This is a genomic window from Streptomyces sp. NPDC002306 (assembly GCF_053593435.1).
Genome location: NZ_JBSFCK010000022.1, coordinates 29,561 through 46,494, shown reverse-complemented (window position 1 = coordinate 46,494; position 16,934 = coordinate 29,561). Strand labels below are relative to the sequence as shown.

General features: G+C 73.2%; 14 protein-coding genes. 7 read left to right on the top strand and 7 right to left on the bottom strand.

The features are described 5' to 3' along the window. Window positions 1-22: 22 nt before the first annotated feature. The 4 genes from ACWCQK_RS30590 to ACWCQK_RS30575 all read right to left on the bottom strand — a co-directional run bounded on the left by ACWCQK_RS30590 (window position 23) and on the right by ACWCQK_RS30575 (window position 5,327). Window positions 23-1,354, bottom strand: a complete 1,332-nt coding sequence (locus tag ACWCQK_RS30590) for an ABC transporter ATP-binding protein (protein ID WP_451160436.1) — start codon at window positions 1,352-1,354, stop codon at window positions 23-25. Between the two features lie 292 nt (window positions 1,355-1,646). Further along, entirely contained in the window at window positions 1,647-3,887 is a 2,241-nt protein-coding gene (locus ACWCQK_RS30585) for a molybdopterin oxidoreductase family protein (RefSeq protein WP_451160434.1), read from the bottom strand. A 118-nt stretch (window positions 3,888-4,005) separates the two neighbouring features. After that, complete coding sequence (locus tag ACWCQK_RS30580; protein ID WP_451160432.1) at window positions 4,006-4,623, bottom strand: TetR family transcriptional regulator; 618 nt, start codon at window positions 4,621-4,623, stop codon at window positions 4,006-4,008. Next, window positions 4,620-5,327 (bottom strand): hypothetical protein, encoded by a 708-nt coding sequence (locus ACWCQK_RS30575; RefSeq protein WP_451160430.1) that lies wholly within the window; start codon window positions 5,325-5,327, stop codon window positions 4,620-4,622. The genes ACWCQK_RS30580 and ACWCQK_RS30575 overlap by 4 nt, the downstream gene beginning before the upstream one ends. Window positions 5,328-5,486: 159 nt before the next feature. Here ACWCQK_RS30575 and hmgA point away from each other — a divergent pair, with 159 nt between their 5' ends. From hmgA to ACWCQK_RS30555, 4 genes are read left to right on the top strand one after another with little or no spacing between them, the layout of a single operon-like run. Then, on the top strand, window positions 5,487-6,812 hold the full coding sequence (hmgA, locus tag ACWCQK_RS30570; protein ID WP_451160428.1) for a homogentisate 1,2-dioxygenase: 1,326 nt from the start codon (window positions 5,487-5,489) through the stop codon (window positions 6,810-6,812). Window positions 6,813-6,839: 27 nt separating this feature from the next. Further along, window positions 6,840-7,589, top strand: a complete 750-nt coding sequence (locus tag ACWCQK_RS30565) for a GntR family transcriptional regulator (protein ID WP_451160426.1) — start codon at window positions 6,840-6,842, stop codon at window positions 7,587-7,589. A gap of 26 nt (window positions 7,590-7,615) precedes the next feature. Beyond that, window positions 7,616-8,773 (top strand): type ISP restriction/modification enzyme, encoded by a 1,158-nt coding sequence (locus ACWCQK_RS30560; protein ID WP_451160424.1) that lies wholly within the window; start codon window positions 7,616-7,618, stop codon window positions 8,771-8,773. Between the two features lie 48 nt (window positions 8,774-8,821). Continuing rightward, window positions 8,822-10,030 carry a CaiB/BaiF CoA transferase family protein gene (locus ACWCQK_RS30555; protein ID WP_451160422.1) on the top strand — a complete coding sequence of 403 codons (1,209 nt, stop codon included), beginning with the start codon at window positions 8,822-8,824 and terminating at the stop codon, window positions 10,028-10,030. 9 nt (window positions 10,031-10,039) lie between these two features. Here the strand turns inward: ACWCQK_RS30555 and ACWCQK_RS30550 are convergent, their stop codons facing one another. The 3 genes from ACWCQK_RS30550 to ACWCQK_RS30540 all read right to left on the bottom strand — a co-directional run bounded on the left by ACWCQK_RS30550 (window position 10,040) and on the right by ACWCQK_RS30540 (window position 11,776). After that, on the bottom strand, window positions 10,040-10,309 hold the full coding sequence (locus ACWCQK_RS30550) for a hypothetical protein (protein ID WP_385779681.1): 270 nt from the start codon (window positions 10,307-10,309) through the stop codon (window positions 10,040-10,042). A gap of 115 nt (window positions 10,310-10,424) precedes the next feature. After that, window positions 10,425-11,237 (bottom strand): anti-sigma factor, encoded by an 813-nt coding sequence (locus ACWCQK_RS30545; RefSeq protein WP_451160419.1) that lies wholly within the window; start codon window positions 11,235-11,237, stop codon window positions 10,425-10,427. Beyond that, entirely contained in the window at window positions 11,234-11,776 is a 543-nt protein-coding gene (locus tag ACWCQK_RS30540; protein ID WP_451160417.1) for a sigma-70 family RNA polymerase sigma factor, read from the bottom strand. Before ACWCQK_RS30540 ends, ACWCQK_RS30545 begins: the two co-directional genes overlap by 4 nt. Before the next feature lie 206 nt (window positions 11,777-11,982). Between ACWCQK_RS30540 and ACWCQK_RS30535 the strand changes: the two genes are divergently transcribed. The 3 genes from ACWCQK_RS30535 (at window position 11,983) to ACWCQK_RS30525 (ending at window position 16,902) form a co-directional block, all read left to right on the top strand. Beyond that, window positions 11,983-13,518 carry a DUF4331 domain-containing protein gene (locus ACWCQK_RS30535; RefSeq protein WP_451160415.1) on the top strand — a complete coding sequence of 512 codons (1,536 nt, stop codon included), beginning with the start codon at window positions 11,983-11,985 and terminating at the stop codon, window positions 13,516-13,518. A gap of 97 nt (window positions 13,519-13,615) precedes the next feature. Then, the gene (locus ACWCQK_RS30530) at window positions 13,616-15,244 is read left to right on the top strand and encodes a tetratricopeptide repeat protein (protein WP_451160413.1); all 1,629 of its coding nucleotides are present in this window, start codon (window positions 13,616-13,618) and stop codon (window positions 15,242-15,244) included. Continuing rightward, complete coding sequence (locus tag ACWCQK_RS30525; RefSeq protein ID WP_451160411.1) at window positions 15,241-16,902, top strand: urease accessory protein UreH domain-containing protein; 1,662 nt, start codon at window positions 15,241-15,243, stop codon at window positions 16,900-16,902. The genes ACWCQK_RS30530 and ACWCQK_RS30525 overlap by 4 nt, the downstream gene beginning before the upstream one ends. Window positions 16,903-16,934 lie beyond the last annotated feature (32 nt).

The window sequence follows — 16,934 nt, the reverse complement described above, 5'->3', positions numbered from 1 at the left end:
CACCCTAGAAGTCCGGGCCGCCTCACTCCTCCAGGTCGGGCAGGCGGTCCGGTGCCGGGCAGATGCGGTCACCTTGTTGGTCGAACACGAACAGATGGGCCAGGTCGACGAGGAGGGGGATCTGCATGCCGTGCCGGAGGTCGAAGTCCGGGGTGGTCCGCACCACGAGATCGCCGGGGAGGCGGCCCTCGGGCGGGGCGGGTGCGGCGGGCGCCGCGTCGTCCAGGACGACCACCGGCCCGGCGCGCAGGGATCCCGCCCGGCCCCGCAGCCGGTCCAGGACCGTAACCTCGCGGCGCCTGCGGCGGACCGGCCGGGCGGCGAGGCGCGGGGCCTCCAGGTCCGGTACGACGGCCGGCCGCGAGCCGGTGTCGAAGTGGACCAGCACCTCGTGCCCCTGGAACTCCACGTGCTCCACCAGGCCGGTGAGCACCACCTCGCCGGGCCGGGCGTCGGCCCGCGCGGCGATGCGGACCGCCTCCGAACGCAGTCCGACGATCACCTCGCGGCCCTGCTGCACCCGCAGCAACTGGTGGTCCAGGCAGAGGGGTTCGGGCAGCCGGAGGTACTGCTTGCCCAGGCTGATGGTCATCGCCCCGTCGAGCGGGGCGCGGATCAGGCCGCGCAGCAGGTTGATGCGCGGGGTGCCGATGAAGGCGGCGACGAAGACGTTGCGGGGCAGCGCGTAGACCGAGCGCGGGGTGTCGACCTGCTGGAGCACCCCGCCGCGCAGCACGGCGACCCGGTCGCCGAGCGACATGGCCTCGGCCTGGTCGTGGGTGACGTACACCGTGGTGACGCCCAACTCCCGGGTGAGCCGGGAGATCTCGGCCCGTAAGTGGTTGCGGAGCTTGGCGTCGAGGTTGGACAGCGGTTCGTCCATGAGGAACGCGGACGGGTGCCGGGCGATGGCCCGGCCCATGGCGACGCGCTGGCGTTCGCCGCCGGAGAGCTGGCTGGGGAAGCGGTCGAGCAGGTCCTCGATGCCCAGCATGCGGGCGGTGGCGTCCACACGCGGGCGGGGGTCCGCGCCGGGTGTCTCGATCCGCAGCGGGAAGCCGATGTTGTCCCGGCTCGTCATGCTCGGGTAGAGGGCGAAGTTCTGGAAGACCATGGCGATGTCCCGCTGGGACGGCGGCAGGTCGTTGCCGTACTCGCCGTCGAACAGCAGCACACCGTCGTCGATGTCCTCCAGGCCGGCGATCATTCTGAGCACCGTGGACTTGCCGCAGCCGGAGGGTCCGAGCAGGACCAGGAACTCGCCGGGCGTGATGTCCAGCGAGAGCCGGTCCACCACGCGGACGCCTCGTGCGTAGGCCTTGCTGACGTCGTGCAGGGAGATGGCGCGTGTCATGAAAGTGTCCCCGGGGGCTCACTAGGGCGCTGGTGCTCCGCGGTCGATTGTCCCGTGCGGGTCGTACGGGGCTGTGAGTCACGGAAGTTAACGGACCGTGCGCGGCCTGGGGAAGACACCGGACGGGATCGTAGGGGTCCGGTCCACCGGCCGAGAAAACGGACGCCCAGGTTCAGGCCGAAGCCGGGCGACCGTCGGCCATCGTCACCGGCCCCTCCGGCGCCCATGGCCCGTCCGGGGTCACCGCACCGGCCCGATCACCGCCCTTCGCCATGCTCGGTCACGGGCCAGGTCACGAGCCTCCCGTGCGGGCGGTGACGGTCACGGGCACTCCGTTGAGGACCGCGTTGCCCGACAGCGGGTCGAGCAGGCTGCCGTCGAGGAGCTGGTTGACGTTGACGCCCGGAGCGGCGGCGGCGTGGCTCAGGCGGGTGCCGGGGCGGTCGTGGCCCCAGCCGTGCGGCAGGCTCACCACACCCGGCCGGACGCCGTCCGTGACCTCGGCGGGGGCGACCACCTCTCCCCCGGCGCCCTTCAGCCGTACGTCCGCCCCGTCACGCACCCCCAGCCGCTCCGCGTCCTCGGGATGGATGTGCACGGTGCAGCGGTTGGTGCCGCCGGTGAGGGCGGGCACGTTGTGCATCCAGCTGTTGTTGGAGCGCAGATGCCGGCGGCCGACCAGGACGAGCCCGTCGGGACGCTCCCGCAGGGCCTGCCGCAGCCGTGGCAGGTCGGCGGCGATCGGCTGCGGCAGCAGCTCGACCCGGCCGCTGCCGGTCTTCAGCGGCTGCGGCAGCCGGGGGCGCAGCGGGCCGAGATCGATGCCGTGCGGGTGGGCGAGCAGCCTGTCCAGGCTCAGCCCGTCGGGCCGTACGCCGAAGCCGTCGCCGTAGGGGCCAAGGCGCAGCATCATGTCCAGCCGCCGCTCGGGGCCGTTGACTCCGTTCAGCCGCGCGGCGAGTTCGCGCGGGTCGCGGCCGTGCACGGGCGAGTGCTCCTCGCGGACGGCCTTGCCGAGGGTCTGGTCGATCACCGTCGCGTCGACCGCGGACGGGTCGGCGCCGTGCAGTCCGGTCGCGGCGAGGATCAGCCGGGCCAGGATCTCGGTCTCGGCCATCCGGCCGGGTTCGAGCGGGACGGCGGGGCGGGTGTAGCGGACCTGGTTGCGTACGGCGAGCGTGTTGAAGGCGAAGTCGTGGTGCGGGCTCTGCGCGGGCGGGGGCGGCGGCAGCACGACGTCGGCGTGGCGGGCGGTCTCGTTGAGGTAGGGGTCGACGCTGACCATGAAGTCCAGTGATTCCAGCGCCTTGTCCAGCCGGTCGCCGTCGGGTGCGGACAGCACGGGGTTGGCGGCGACGGCCACGAGGGCGCGGATCGGCACGCCCTCCGGGGTGGCGGTGTCGATCTCCTCGGCGAGCGCGGAGAGCGGCAACTCCCCCTTCGCCTCGGGGTGCCGGCTGACGCGGGAGTGCCAGCGGCCGAGCGCGAAGCCGTGCCCGGGGCCGGCCGGGCGGGGGGTGCGGTCGGTGGCGGCCTGCGGGAAGAGGGCGCCGCCGGGGCGGTCGAGGTTGCCGGTGAGGATGTTGAGGACGTCGACGAGCCAGCTGGCGAGGGTGCCGTGCGGGACCGTGCAGCTGCCGATACGGCCGTACACGGCCGCGGTCGGGGCGGCGGCGAGCTCGCGGGCCAGGGCGCGGATCACGGGCGCCTCGACGTCGCAGGGTCCGGCGGCCGCCTCGGGCGTGAAGTCACCCAGGGCCGACCGGAGTTCCGCCACTCCCTGGACGTGCGGCGCGAGCTCCCCGAGGTCGGCCAGGCCCTCCTCGAACAGGGTGTGCGCCAGCGCGGCGAGCAACAGGGCGTCGGTGCCGGGCCGGATCGCGATGTGCCGGTCGGCGAGCGCGGCGGTGCGGGTGCGGCGGGGGTCGACGACGGTGAGGGTGCCGCCACGGGCCTTCAGTGCCTTGAGCCTGCCGGGGAAGTCCGGGGCGGTGCACAGACTCCCGTTGGACTCCATCGGGTTGGCGCCCAGGAGCAGCAGGTGGTCGGTGCGGTCCAGGTCGGGCACGGGGATGGCGTTGGCGTCGCCGTACAGCAGTCCGCTGGAGACGTGCTTGGGCATCTGGTCGACCGTGGAGGCGGTGAACAGGCTGCGGGTGCCGAGACCGGCGATCAGGACCGGCGGGTAGAGGGCGCCGGCCATGGTGTGGACGTTGGGGTTGCCGAGGACGACGCCGACGGCGTGCGGCCCGTACCGCTCGGCCACGGGCCGGAGGCCGGCGGCGACCGCGTCGAACGCCTCCTCCCAGCCGGCCTCGCGCAACTCCCCGTCCCGGCGCACCAGGGGGGTGCGCAGCCGGTCCGGGTCGCCGTCGACCGCGCCGAAGGCGGCGCCCTTGGGGCAGATGAACCCGCGGCTGAAGACGTCCTCACGGTCGCCTCGGGCCCCGGTCACCCGGGTCCCCTCGATGGTCAGGGTCAGGCCGCAGGTGGCCTCGCACAGGGGGCAGATACGCAGGGCGGTGCGGGACACGGGTCCTCCCGGGAGGGTGGCGGCGACGGACGCGTACGCGCCGAGCATACCGACCGGTATGAACGGAGGGGAGGGGCCGAGCGCATCGATCGGGGACCGGGGGCCGCCCCGACCCCCGTCAGTCCAACACCCGTACCAGATAGGCCCGGAGCATCTCCCGCGCCTCGCGGATGATCCTCTCGTCGCCTGCCGGGTCCACCCGGAAGGCGAGGTGGACGAGGGTGTCGGCGGTCTCCACGGCGACCAGGAAGACGCGGCGCAGGTCGTCGTCGGGGGTGCGGCCGAGGTAGCCCGAGAGCAGGTCGGTCAGGCGGTCGGCGACGCGGTGGTTGGGTTCGGCGTGGCGGGCGCCGACCGGTATCTGGTTGCCGAAGTCGACGAGGGAGAACCCGGGCGCGGTCCGCTTCATGGCCAGGTACTCGTCGAGTACGGCGTCCATGGCCGCGCGCCAGTCACCCCGCCGCGCCGCCTTCAGCCGCTCGACGATCCGCTCGGAGTACCGCTCGAGGTTGCGCTGGGCCAAGGCGTCGACCATCTGCCGCTTGTTGCCGAAGAAGCGGTAGACGGAGCCGATGGGGACGCCGGCGCGCACGGCGACGGCACGGGTGCTCAGGTCGTCGTAGCCGACCTCGTCGAGGAGGGCCGCGCAGGCGTCGAGGATCCTGGTCAGCCGTTCGGCACTGCGCCGCTGCACGGGGGCACGGCGAAGCGATGTCGCGTGGGGCACGGGCTTCATGATGCCTCTCCGCCGCGGTCCGGTGAACCTCGCCCCCCGGCACGCTGCCCGCCGCCCCCCGCGCTCCCCGTGGCGGAGCCGCTCACCCCGGGTGCCACCCCGGACGCCGACGCGGGCGCCGCCCCGGACGCCGACCTCGGCGCCGCCCCGGGCGCCGCTCCGGATGTCGCCCCGGACGCCGACCCGGATGTCGCCCGGGACGCCGACGCGGTGATGTCCGCCGTGCTCTCGACCGGCTCGCCGTCGACGGCCCAGACCGTGCCGTCGTCGGCGCAGAGGCGGGCGGTGACCTGGTGGGTGCCGTGCGGGAGGTAGCCGGCCGCGAGGCGGTGGCGGGGGCCGCGCAGGACGGCGACGGGCCGCCGGTCCACGAGCAGCAGGGCGACACCGCGCCCGGGGACGGCGCTCGGCCGCGTCCCGGCCGGCGAGAAGCGGAAGTCGCGCACGGTCAGGCGGACGTCCCAGCCGCCGCCGTCGTCGGGTTCCACCTCGATGCCGACCCGGGGTGCGCCCTTCTTCTCCACCTCACGGTAGTGCCGCCCTTCCTCGTCGGTGTCATCGAGGAGTCTGCCCGCCGGCGCGGCGGACTCACCTCTGTCCGGGCCCTTCTGCTCCCGCGCACCGCCGGTGCCGCAGCCCGCCGGTCCGGCCAGCAGCAGCACACAGACCGCGAGCGCGCCGAGAAGGCTGCGCGTCCACGACATGCCCGGGAGCGTAGAACAACGGTCCGCTTCCCGGATCCCCCTGAAGTCGGGTTCCCGCCGTCCGTGAACCGTCCTGACGACTACATCCGCAGATCCTCTTGCGCCGACGTGAACGCAATCCTACGGTGATGCATAGGAATGAGCTGCGAGGGAGCGATCATGAGCGGGGACGCACGGAAGACCGCCGAAGGGCTGTCCTATCTCTCCGGATTCGGCAACGAGCACAGCTCGGAGGCCGTACCGGGCACACTGCCCGAGGGCCGCAACTCGCCCCAGCGAGCACCCCTGGGCCTGTACGCGGAACAGCTCAGCGGCACGGCGTTCACCGAGCCCAGAGCCCACAATCGCCGCTCGTGGCTGTACCGGATCCACCCCTCGGCCGCCCACCCGGCGTTCACCCGCACCGACAACGGCGCGCTGCGCACCGGCCCCTTCACCGAGACCCCGCCCGACCCCAACCGGCTGCGCTGGGACCCGCTGCCCGAGCCCGCGGCCGGGACCGACTTCCTGGCGGGCCTGTGGACCCTGGGCGGCAACGGCGACGCGACCCAGCGCGCCGGCATGGCGGTGCACCTGTACCACGCCCGCTCCTCCATGGACCGCGTCTTCAGCGACGCCGACGGGGAACTGCTGATCGTCCCGGAGGACGGCGGACTGCTGCTGCACACGGAGTTCGGCATGCTGCACGCCGAGCCCGGACACGTGGCGCTGATCCCGCGCGGTGTCCGCTTCCGGGTGGAACTGCTGGACGCCTCCGCCCGGGGCTACGTCTGCGAGAACTACGGCGCTCCCTTCCGCCTCCCCGACCTGGGCCCCATCGGCGCCAACGGGCTCGCCAACGCCCGTGACTTCCGCGCGCCGACCGCCGCGTACGAGGAGGCCGAGGGGCCCGTGGAGGTGGTGAACAAGTTCTGCGGCAACCTGTGGACCGCCTCCTACGACCACTCCCCGCTCGACGTCGTCGCCTGGCACGGCAACCACGTGCCCTACGTCTACGACCTGCGCCGCTTCAATGTGATCGGCACGATCTCGTACGACCATCCCGACCCGTCGATCTTCACGGTGCTGACGTCGCCGTCGGACACCCCGGGCCTGGCGGGCGTCGACTTCGTGGTCTTCGCGCCGCGCTGGCTGGTGGGCGAGGACACCTTCCGGCCGCCGTACTTCCACCGGAACGTGATGAGCGAGTACATGGGCCTGATCGAGGGCGCCTACGACGCGAAGACGGCCGGGAAGGGGGGCTTCGTGCCGGGCGGCGGCTCGCTGCACAACATGATGTCGGCGCACGGTCCCGACCGGGAGACGTTCGACCGGGCCAGCGCCGCCGAACTGCGGCCGCAGAAGATCGACGACGGGCTGGCGTTCATGTTCGAGACCCGCTGGCCGGTGACGCTCACCCCGCACGCGGCGCGGGCGGAACACCTCCAGCGGCGCTACGACGACGTCTGGCAGGGCCTCGAACGTCACTTCCGCCCGTTGCACTGATCCTTCCCGACAGGTACGGATAGGCCCGTGACCCCCTTCGCCCCGGACTCGATCGTCCTGAACCGCAAGCTGCCGCTGTGGTACCAGGTGTCGCAGTCGCTCCGCGCCTCCATACTCGGCCGCTCACCCCGAGACCCGCTGCGCCTGCCCACCGAGGAGCAGTTGGCGGGGCACTACGGCGTGAGTGTGCTGACCATGCGGCAGGCGCTGAAGGAGCTGGAGGACGAGGGCCTCATCTCCCGTCACCGCCGGCGCGGCACGTTCATCGAGCCGGACGCCCGGCGGAGCACGCCGGTACGGCTGCTGGGCTCGGTGGACGCGATCGTGGCCCAGCAGTCCGGGATGACGACCGAACTGCTGGAGCACGGCCGGGCGCCGCTGCCGGCCGACGTCGCCGAGCACTTCCCGGACCTGGTGGAGACGGCGGCGTACCACCGGCTGCGCAGCGACGAGGCGACCGGCGAGCCGACCAACCACGCCCGCAACTACGTCCGTCCCGAGCTGGCCGACCGCATCGACCTGGCGGACCTGGTCCGCTGGCCGATGACGAAGGTGCTGCGGGACGTGGTGGGCGCGGACATCAGCCGCATCACGGACACGGTTCAGGCCCGGCTCGCCGACCCGGAGACGGCGAGACTGCTCCAGGTCCCGCTGCTGAGCCCGATCCTGCACTACACCGGCGTCACCTACGACACGGTCGGCCGGGTCCTGGACGTGGCGGTCATCCACTACCGGGGCGACCGCTTCTCCTTCACGGTGACCCTCGACGCCACCTGACCCGCCCCGCGCCGACCCGTCGTACGATGCCCAGCGTGACGCCCGACGACGCTCCGCCGCTGGCGGACCTCATGCCGTGGTCCGTCGCACCGCCGCGGCTCGGCCGGGGGTGGCCGACGGCCCCTGACCCGGCGTCCCTGAAAGCGCGCTGGGACGCCCTCCTGAAGGCCGAGGGACCCGACCGGGAGGCCCTGTTCGAGCCGACCCGCTCGCGCACCTCGCACTCGGCGGTGGGCCGGCTGCCCGGCCAGACCAGCGGCACGGAGAAGCTGGCCCGCGCCCACGGCCCCTGCCCGGAGCCGGTACGGGTGCTGCGCGCGCCCTTCGACGAGCAGTGGCTGATCCCCGACCACCGCCTGGTCGACGCGGCGCGGCCGGAGCTGTGGCGGGTGGCTGGCGCGCACCAGGTCTTCCTGGTGGAGACACCGGAGGCCCCGGGCCCCCGGCTGCTCGCCACCTCGCTCCTGCCCCTGCTGCGCCCGGGCCGGATCCGCCCGCTGTACCGCCGCCCGGACGGCACCGAACCGAACCTGGCCCCCGGCCTGCTGGAGTACCTCGGCGACCGGCTCGGCCTCTCCCCCGCCCCGGCGGACTTCCTGGCCTGGACCCTGGCGGTGGTACGCCCCGACCTCACCGTCCCCCTCACCGAGGACCCCGGCGTCTGGGCCCGGGGCGTGGAACTGGGCCGCCACGTCCTGTGGCTGACGCGCCGCGACGGCGACCGCCCCAAGCTCCCCGGCGGCCGCCGCCCCTACGTCCGCGCCCCCCTTCCCGCCCGGCCCCTGACCGTCCACTACGACCGCGACGAGGAAACCCTGCACCTCGACGAGGGCCGCGTCTCGCCGGTGCCGCCGCAGGCGTGGGACTTCGAGGCGGCCGGCGTCCGGGTCCTGGAGGCGTGGTTCACGGCCCGGACCGCCGAGGGCGAGCCGGGAACCCTGGCCGCGATCCGGCCGGCCACCTGGCAGCAGGCGTGGACGTCGGAACTGCTGGAACTGGTCACGGTGCTCACGCTGCTCGCGGAACTGGGCCCGCGGCGCGCGGAGCTGACGGTGACCGCGCCGGTCACGGCGGCGGAGCTGCGCGGGGCCGGGGTGTTCCCGGTCCCGGAGCCCGCCCGTCGTCCGGCGACGGTCCTCGACCACCACGAGGAGGGCCCCGAGGGACAGTTCGCGCTCATCTGACCCCGGGGCACACGCCCTCGTGCATGACAAAGGCGTCATGCGCGGGACATGATCCGGAACATGACGCCACTTCCCGCGCCCCTGGAGGGCATCACCGTCGTCGCCGTCGAACAGGCCGTCGCGGCCCCCTTCGCCACCCGGCAGCTCGCCGATCTCGGCGCCCGCGTGATCAAGGTGGAACGGATCGACGGCGGCGACTTCGCCCGTGGCTACGACACCGCCGCCGGCGGCCTCGCCTCGCACTTCGTGTGGTGCAACCGCGGCAAGGAGTCGATCGCCCTGGACCTGAAGGACGCACGGGGCCTCGACGTCGTACGTCGGCTGGTCGCCCGGGCCGACGTGTTCGTGCAGAACCTCGCGCAGGGCGCCGCCGCCCGGCTCGGCCTGGACGCGGCCACCCTGTGCGCGGCGCAGCCCGGGCTGATCGCCGTCGACATCTCGGGCTACGGGGCGTCCGGCCCGTACGCGGACAAGCGGGCGTACGACATGCTCGTGCAGTGCGAGGCGGGGCTGGTGTCGGTGACCGGGACACCGGAGCGGCCGGTGAAGGCGGGGATCCCGGCGGCCGACATCGCGGCCGCGATGTACGCGTTCTCCGGGGTGCTGGCGGCGCTCGTACGGCGGGGCACCACGGGGCGCGGCGGCCCGGTGGAGGTGTCGATGCTGGAGGCGCTCGCGGAGTGGATGGGGCATCCGCTGCATCATGCGATGCACGGAGGCACTCCCCCGGCGCGCACGGGACTCGCGCACGCCGTCATCGCCCCGTACGACGCCTACCCGACGGCGGACGGCGGGCGGGTACTGCTGTCGGTGCAGAACGACCGGGAGTGGCGACGGCTGGCCGAACTGGTTCTCGGGCAGCCCGGTCTGGGCACGGACCCGGCCTACGCGACGAACGCGGCCCGGGTCGCGAACCGGGACCGTACGGACGCGCACGTAACGAAGGCACTGGGCGCGCTGGACGCCGACGAGGCGGTCGCCCGGCTGGAGGACGCGGGCATCGCGTGCGCACGCCTGAGGGACCTGCACGAGGTGGCCGGGCATCCGCAGCTGGCGGCTCGGGACCGGTGGCGGGTGGTGGGGACGCCGGTCGGGCCGCTGCGGGCACTGCTGCCGCCGATCACGCTGCCGGGCGGAACGGAGGCGGGGATGGGGGACGTACCCGCGCTCGGGGAGCACACCGGGGCACTGCTGCACGCCGTGGGGATGACGGACGCGCAGATCGCAGCGCTGCGCCGGGACGGTGTGGCGGCCTGAGCGCGGGCCTCAGTTCCCGCCGAAGAGCGAACGGCGCAGCCGGCGCAGCGGCGCGAAGAGCGAGACGCGACGCACGCGCGCGACCCTGCTGGTGGTGTCGGGGTGGGTGTCACGTGCCGTCAGCTCGCGCATCAGCGAGGTCGCCTCGACCGTCTCCCGCTGCGGTATGGCGGGGCCCGCCAGTACCGAGAGGTGGCGGTCGAGACGCGAACTGGTCGCGCTGCTCCCGCAGGTGATCGCAGGGACCCTGGCCCTGCTGCGCACTGTTATCTGTTCCATGTCACTCCCCACCCGTACGAGTCCACCCGGCCCGGGCAGAGTAACCCTATCGCTCCCTTGGGGCACTCGTGTATCGCGGTCACAGGATTCACCTTCCCCGCAAGGGGGTTGACGACTACTCTCCGAATCCGAGCGATTTCAGGGCGAGTTGGACAACTGGCTGGCTGGTGGGCCGGACCGAGCCGCCGCCGGGCTCGACGGTCACAGCGAGTGACGTGGCGGATCTGTCGAGACCGGACGTGACCAAGGGCGTGTCGCCGTCGAAGAGACCGAGGGAGCGCGGCTGCGCGTCGGGACGCATGAGCCACAGCTGACGCACCCGCCCCTGCGACAGACCGCCGTATCCGCTCAAGGTGACGACCGCTCGCCCCTCCTCGGCGGACGCGACCACTCCGATACTTCGCCCCTGCGCGTCCCGGTCGGTGGTCGCACGGGCGTCCGGAGCCGCCAGAACGTGGGCGATCTCACGCGCCTGGGCACGCTCCGCGTTCAGCTGGTCCTGGGCGCGGTCGGCCTGGACGGCGAAGAGCGAGGCGACGACGAGGGCCGCGGCGGCCGTCGCCGTGGCGAACGGGACGAACAGGGGGCGCGGACGGGGCGCGCGCATCCGCGCGGGCGGCGGCTGCACGCCCCAGACATGCGGCGGCAACTGGGCCGCGTGCTCCCGTTCCACGACGGGCAGCTGAGGAGTCGTCCGTACGGCGGCCAGGACCCGTTCGCGCATCGCGGGCGGCGGCGGGGCGGCGGTGGACCAGGCGAGTTTCACGGCGTCCTCGGTCAGGGCGCGGACCTCGGCGGCGCACTGGTCGCAGCCCGCCAGGTGCCGCGCGAAGCGCGCCCGCTCGGCGGGCTCCAGCGCGTCGAGGGCGTAGGGGGCGGCGAGCGAGTGCGGGTCCTCGCGTCGGAACAGGCGGTCGAGGACGCTCATGCGACACCTCCCAGGCATTTGCGCAGCTGGGTGAGTCCGTCGCGCATCCGTGTCTTGACCGTGCCCAGCGGGAGGGACAGCCGCTCGGCGACCTCACGGTAGGTGTATCCGTCGTAGTAGGCGAGGGTGACGGACTGGCGTTGCAGTGCCGTCAGCCGGTCCAGGCAGGTGCGCACCCACTCGCGCTCCAAGCCCGCCTCGACCTCCTCGGTGACCTGGTCGAAGGCGGGGTGGTGGGCGCGGAGCGCCTCCCGCTGCTCGCGTTCCCCGGCCGCCCGGACGCTGCGCACCCGGTCGACGGCGCGGCGGTGGGCGAGGGTGAGGATCCAGGAGAGGGCGCTGCCCCGGCCGGGATCGAAGCGGGCGGCGGAGCGCCAGAGTTCGAGCAGCACCTCCTGGGACACCTCCTCCGACTGCGCCGGGTCCCGCACCACGCGTCGCACGAGCCCGAACACCGGTCCGGACACCAGTCCGTACAGTTTCTCGAATGCCTTCTGGTCGCCACCAGCCACGAGCACCAGAAGCTCGTCCGCCTCCACCCGGTCCCCCTCTCCTCGGCCGCAGCCGGCCCGTCCCGTCACACCAGGCATTCGCAACGAACGCACCTCCGGATGGGGTTACGGATCAGCGGGCCGAAAACGCGGGTCGAACAGGCAGAAAAGAAAATTCCCGAGGGACCAATCCGATCGGGGGCGTCGCGCCGTATACCCCTCCGTCAGACAAGTTGGCACTGAGGACGGACGGCATGACACCTATCTCCAAGAGCGGTACGGGACGCCGAAGCGTTGCGGCCCTCATATGTGGTGCGCTGGCCGCCGGGGGGCTCACAGCCGCCGGTGTGGCCATACTGGAACCTGGGGCGGCCTCCGCCTCCAGCCACCGCGAAGCCCCGTTGATCTCGGGGACACCGCAGTACGACAACACGGACGTGTACGCCTTCGTGAGCCCGGACAAGCCGGACACGACGACCATCGTCGCGAACTGGATCCCGTTCGAGGAGCCGGCCGGCGGACCGAACTTCTACACGTTCGCGGACGACGCCCAGTACGACATCCACATCGACAACAACGGTGACGCGCAGGGCGAGCTGCTCTTCCGCTACACCTTCAAGACCCACACCAAGAACAAGAACACGTTCCTCTACAACACGGGCGCGGTCGAGAGCCTCGACGACCCCGACCTCAACATCACGCAGACGTACGACATCGACCTGATCCGGCTGAAGAACCAGCACCAGGTGTCGAAGACGAAGATCGCGGACGACGTCCCGGTCGCGCCGTCGAACGTCGGCAAGGCGTCGATGCCGGACTACGGCAAGCTGCGCCGCCAGGCCATCCACAAGCTCGCCAGCGGCGCGCAGACGTTCGCGGGACAGGCGGACGACCCGTTCTTCCTGGACCTGCGCGTCTTCGACCTGCTGTACGGCGGGAACCTCTCCGAGGTCGGCCGGGACACCCTCAAGGGCTACAACGTCAACTCGATCGCCCTCCAGGTCCCGAACGACATGATCACCGAGTCGGCCCACCAGCCGATCGTGGGCGTCTGGTCGACGACCCAGCGCAGGACCGCGGGCGGCTACTACACGCAGGTCTCGCGGCTGGGCAACCCGCTCGTCAACGAGGTCGTCAACCCGCAGAAGGACAAGGACAAGTTCAACGCGTCCTCGCCCTGGGAGGACGGCCAGTTCCTGAAGAACGTCACCAACCCCGAGCTGCCGAAGCTCATCGAGGCGATCTACAAGATCAAGGCACCGGCCGAGCCGCGCAACGACCTGGTCGACGTCTTCCTGAAGGGCGTGAAGGGCCTCAACCAGCCGCCGCACGTGAAGCCGGCCGAGGAACTGCGCCTGAACACCTCGATCAAGCCGACCGCCAGCCCGAAGCGGCTGGGTGTGCTGGACGGTGACAACGCGGGCTTCCCGAACGGCCGTCGGCTCACCGACGACGTGATCGACGCCTCCCTCCAGGTCGTCGAGGGCGAACTGGTCGGCTCCAAGAACGACCTGGGTGACGCCGTCGACGCCAACGACCAGAAGTTCGGCCACTCCTTCCCGTACCTGGCCAACCCGACCTCGGGCTCGCGCGGCGCGCTCGCCAAGGGCACGACCAGCGGCGCGGACGTCCGCAGCCAGCTCGGCGACGCGCTCCAGCCGGCCGGTTCCGCGGGCGGCGGCGCCGACACCACGCTGATCGCCGCCTCCGCGGCCTCGGGCGCGGCCGGTGTCCTGCTGATCGGCCTGGGCCTGGCCTGGTGGCGTCGGCGCATGCAGCGGCCGTACTAGACCGCACCGCACCCCCACAGACCGGCGCGGCCCGCACATACATCCCCCACGGTGCGGGCCGCGCCGCCCCCGCACGACGCCGATCCGAGGAGAGGGCATGGCCCCGCGTACGAACGACAACGCACCACGGAGCGAGGCCGCCTCGCCCTCCGCCTCACCGGAGCCGGACGACAGGGGAACCGGCACCGCTGAGGTCACCGGCACTCCTGAGGTGACCGGCACTCCTGAGGTGACCGGCACCGCTCAAGTCACCGGCACCACCGATGTCTCCGCCGTCACCGATGTCTCCGCCGTCACCGATACCCCCACTGTCGCCGAGGTCACCGATCTCTCTGGTGCCTCCCCCGCCGACCCCCGCCTCGCCGCCGTGCGGCGCGTCGCCGCCGCCGGGCGGCGCGGGCGGCTCGGTCGGCTCGCCGGATGCGCGGCCCTGCTGGCCGTGGCGCTGACCAGCGGGGCGATCGCGGTCGGGGCCGTCAGGGACGGCCGGGAGGTCGCGGTAGCCGCGGCCCCCGCCGCCATGTCGCCCGCCCTGCTGGGCAGCGCGGACCTGGACGCGGCCATCACCGCGCTCCAGGCCCATCTGCGAAGCCAGCCGAAGGACTTCGGCGGCTGGGCGACGCTCGGACTGGCGTACGTCGAGCAGGCGCGCACCAAGGGCGACCCCTCCCGCTATCCGCAGGCCGAGCAGGCGTTGAGGCGCTCGCTCGCCCTGTCACCCGACAACGACCCGGCGCTGGCCGGCCGCGCCGCCCTCGCCGCCGCCCGGCACGACTTCGCGAACGCCCTGAAGTACGCCGACCAGGCGCTGCGGCAGAACCCCTACAGCGAACGCGCCCTGTGCTCGCGCATCGACGCCCTCGTCGAGCTCGGCCGCTACGAGGACGCGCAGAAGGCGGCCGACCTCGCCGACGCCCGGCGCCCCGGCGTCCCCGTCTTCACGCGCTACGCGTACGTGCACGAACTGCGCGGCGACGTGACCACGGCCCGCCGGGTCCTGGAACAGGCCCTGGACACCGCGACCTCCCGCGGCGACGTGGCCTACGTCTCCACCCAGCTCGCCCAACTCGCCTGGAACCAGGGTGAGTACAAGAGCGCGCTCGACCACTACGCCCGCGCCCTCGGCGCCGACGAGAACTACCTCCCCGCCCTGGAGGGCCGCGCCCGCGCCCGGTTCGCGAGCGGCGACCGGGCCGGAGCGCTCAAGGGAATGGAGGACGTCGTCTCCCGCTACCCGCTGCCCGGCCCCCTCGTCGAACTCGGCGAGCTGTACGAGGCCCGCGGCGCCGACGGCGACCGGGCCAAGGCCGGCGACCAGTACGCCCTCGTGGACGCCTGGACCGCCCTCGCCCGCGCCAACGGCGTCAACGCCGACCTCGACACCGCGCTCGCCGCCGCCGACCACGGCGACACGAAGTCCGCGTTGCGCGCCGCCCGCGCCGAGTGGGCCCGCCGGCACACCGTGCACACCGCGGACGCCCTCGCCTGGGCCCTGCACGCCGACGGCCGGGACGCGGAGGCACTCCCCTACGCCCGCCAGGCCACCGCCACCGGCTACCGCAACGCCTCCTTCCTCTACCACCGCGGCATGATCGAGCGGGCCACCGGCCACTCGAAGGACGCCCGCACCCACCTGGCCGCCGCCCTGAAGCTGAACCCCGGCTTCTCACCCCTCGGCGCCCGCGCGGCCAAGGCCGCGCTGAAGTCCCTGGAGGCGGCCCGGTGAAAGCACGTCGTCTGCTCGCCTCCGGCGCCGCCGTCCTGACGGCGGCCTGCGCGCTGGCGCTCGTCCCCGCCGCGGCCGCGAGCGCCCACCCCCTCGGCAACTTCACCGTCAACCGCTACGACGGCCTGGTCGCCGCCCCCGGCCGGCTCGCCGTCGACCACGTCGAGGACCTCGCCGAGATCCCGGCCACCCAGGCCAAGCCGGACCTCCGGCGGCTGGGCACGGCGCGGTGGGCCCGGCAGCGGTGCGAGCAGGCCGCCGAGGGCAGCGAGGTCACCGTCGACGGACGTGCCGTCGCCCTCTCCGTCGGCACCAGCCGTGCCCTGCTCCGGCCCGGCCAGGCGGGACTGGACACCCTGCGCGTCGAGTGCCGGCTGACCGCACCGTTGCCCGCGGGCGAGCCGGTCTCCCTGCGCTTCCACAGCGCGGGCGCGTCCACCGGCCCCGGCTGGCGGGAGATCACCGCGCGCGGCGACCGTACGACGCTGACCGCCACGGACGTGCCGAAGGACTCCATCTCGCACGAACTCACCACCTACCCGAAGGAGTTGCTCTCCTCCCCGGCCGACACCGCAGCGGCGTCCCTGAAGCTGCGGCCCGGCGGCCCGGCCCTCGTGGAGAACGACGGCCGTGACGCTCCCGCCGCCTCCGTACTCCCGCGCGGCGCCGACCGCTGGACCCAGGCCCTGGACGATCTGGTCGCCCGCCACGACCTCACCCTCGGCTTCGCCGCGCTGGCGCTGCTCATCGCGATCGCCCTGGGCGCGCTGCACGCGCTCGCCCCGGGCCACGGCAAGACCATCATGGCCGCGACGGCGGCGGCACGCGGCGGGAAGGCCCGCCTCAAGGACGTCCTGCCGCTGGCCGCGTCGGTGACCGTCACCCACACCCTGGGCGTGGTCGCCCTGGGCCTGCTGGTGACGGCCGGTTCGGCCGCGGCGCCCTCGGTGATCGCCTGGCTGGGCCTGGCGAGCGGTGCGCTGGTGCTGCTCGCGGGCGTCAGTCTCGTACGACGGGCATGGCGGAGCCGAAGCCACGGACACGGACACGGACACGGGCACAGCCACCCGCACACTCCGGTGACCGAGGAGGCCACGGAGCGTCCGCTCGCCCTCGTCGGCGCCCACGCCCAGGCCACCTCGACAGCCACCGCACCGTCGGACGCCCACCCGCACCGCCACGACCACGGGCACGGTCACGACCACGGGCATGACCACGGGCACGATCACAGCCACGAGAACGAGCACGGGCACAGTCACAGCCACGGGCTCGAACACACCCACAACGGCTTCACCCACACCCACCCCACCGCCCCCACCCTGCGCGGCACGATCCTCCTCGGCTTCGCCGGTGGGCTCGTGCCCAGTCCGTCGGCCGTCGTCGTGCTCGTGGGCGCCGCCGCGCTGGGCCAGGCCTGGTTCGGGCTGCTGCTCGTCGTCGCGTACGGCGTCGGACTCGCGCTCACGCTCACCGCGGCCGGGTTCGCCGTCGTCCGGCTGGGTAGCGGTATGACCCGGGTACTCGACCGAGGTCCCCGCTGGACGGCCCACCCGTTCGTCACCGCCGCACGCCGCACCACACCGCTGTGGTCGGCCCTGGTCGTGGTGGCCCTCGGGACCGGGCTGGTGCTCAAGGGGGCGGCATCCGTACTCGGCTGAGCTACTTTTGTGGAGGTATTCGCCTGGATGCG

What these genes read in the sequence shown, in the direction of transcription:
- hmgA (WP_451160428.1), top strand. Translation starts at nt 5,487, where the DNA reads ATGAGCGGGGACGCACGGAAGACCGCCGAAGGGCTGTCCTATCTCTCC.
- ACWCQK_RS30530 (WP_451160413.1), top strand. Translation starts at nt 13,616, where the DNA reads ATGGCCCCGCGTACGAACGACAACGCACCACGGAGCGAGGCCGCCTCG.
- ACWCQK_RS30545 (WP_451160419.1), bottom strand. Translation starts at nt 11,237, where the DNA reads ATGAGCGTCCTCGACCGCCTGTTCCGACGCGAGGACCCGCACTCGCTC.
- ACWCQK_RS30560 (WP_451160424.1), top strand. Translation starts at nt 7,616, where the DNA reads ATGCCCAGCGTGACGCCCGACGACGCTCCGCCGCTGGCGGACCTCATG.
- ACWCQK_RS30590 (WP_451160436.1), bottom strand. Translation starts at nt 1,354, where the DNA reads ATGACACGCGCCATCTCCCTGCACGACGTCAGCAAGGCCTACGCACGA.
- ACWCQK_RS30555 (WP_451160422.1), top strand. Translation starts at nt 8,822, where the DNA reads ATGATCCGGAACATGACGCCACTTCCCGCGCCCCTGGAGGGCATCACC.
- ACWCQK_RS30580 (WP_451160432.1), bottom strand. Translation starts at nt 4,623, where the DNA reads ATGAAGCCCGTGCCCCACGCGACATCGCTTCGCCGTGCCCCCGTGCAG.
- ACWCQK_RS30575 (WP_451160430.1), bottom strand. Translation starts at nt 5,327, where the DNA reads ATGTCGTGGACGCGCAGCCTTCTCGGCGCGCTCGCGGTCTGTGTGCTG.
- ACWCQK_RS30550 (WP_385779681.1), bottom strand. Translation starts at nt 10,309, where the DNA reads ATGGAACAGATAACAGTGCGCAGCAGGGCCAGGGTCCCTGCGATCACC.
- ACWCQK_RS30535 (WP_451160415.1), top strand. Translation starts at nt 11,983, where the DNA reads ATGACACCTATCTCCAAGAGCGGTACGGGACGCCGAAGCGTTGCGGCC.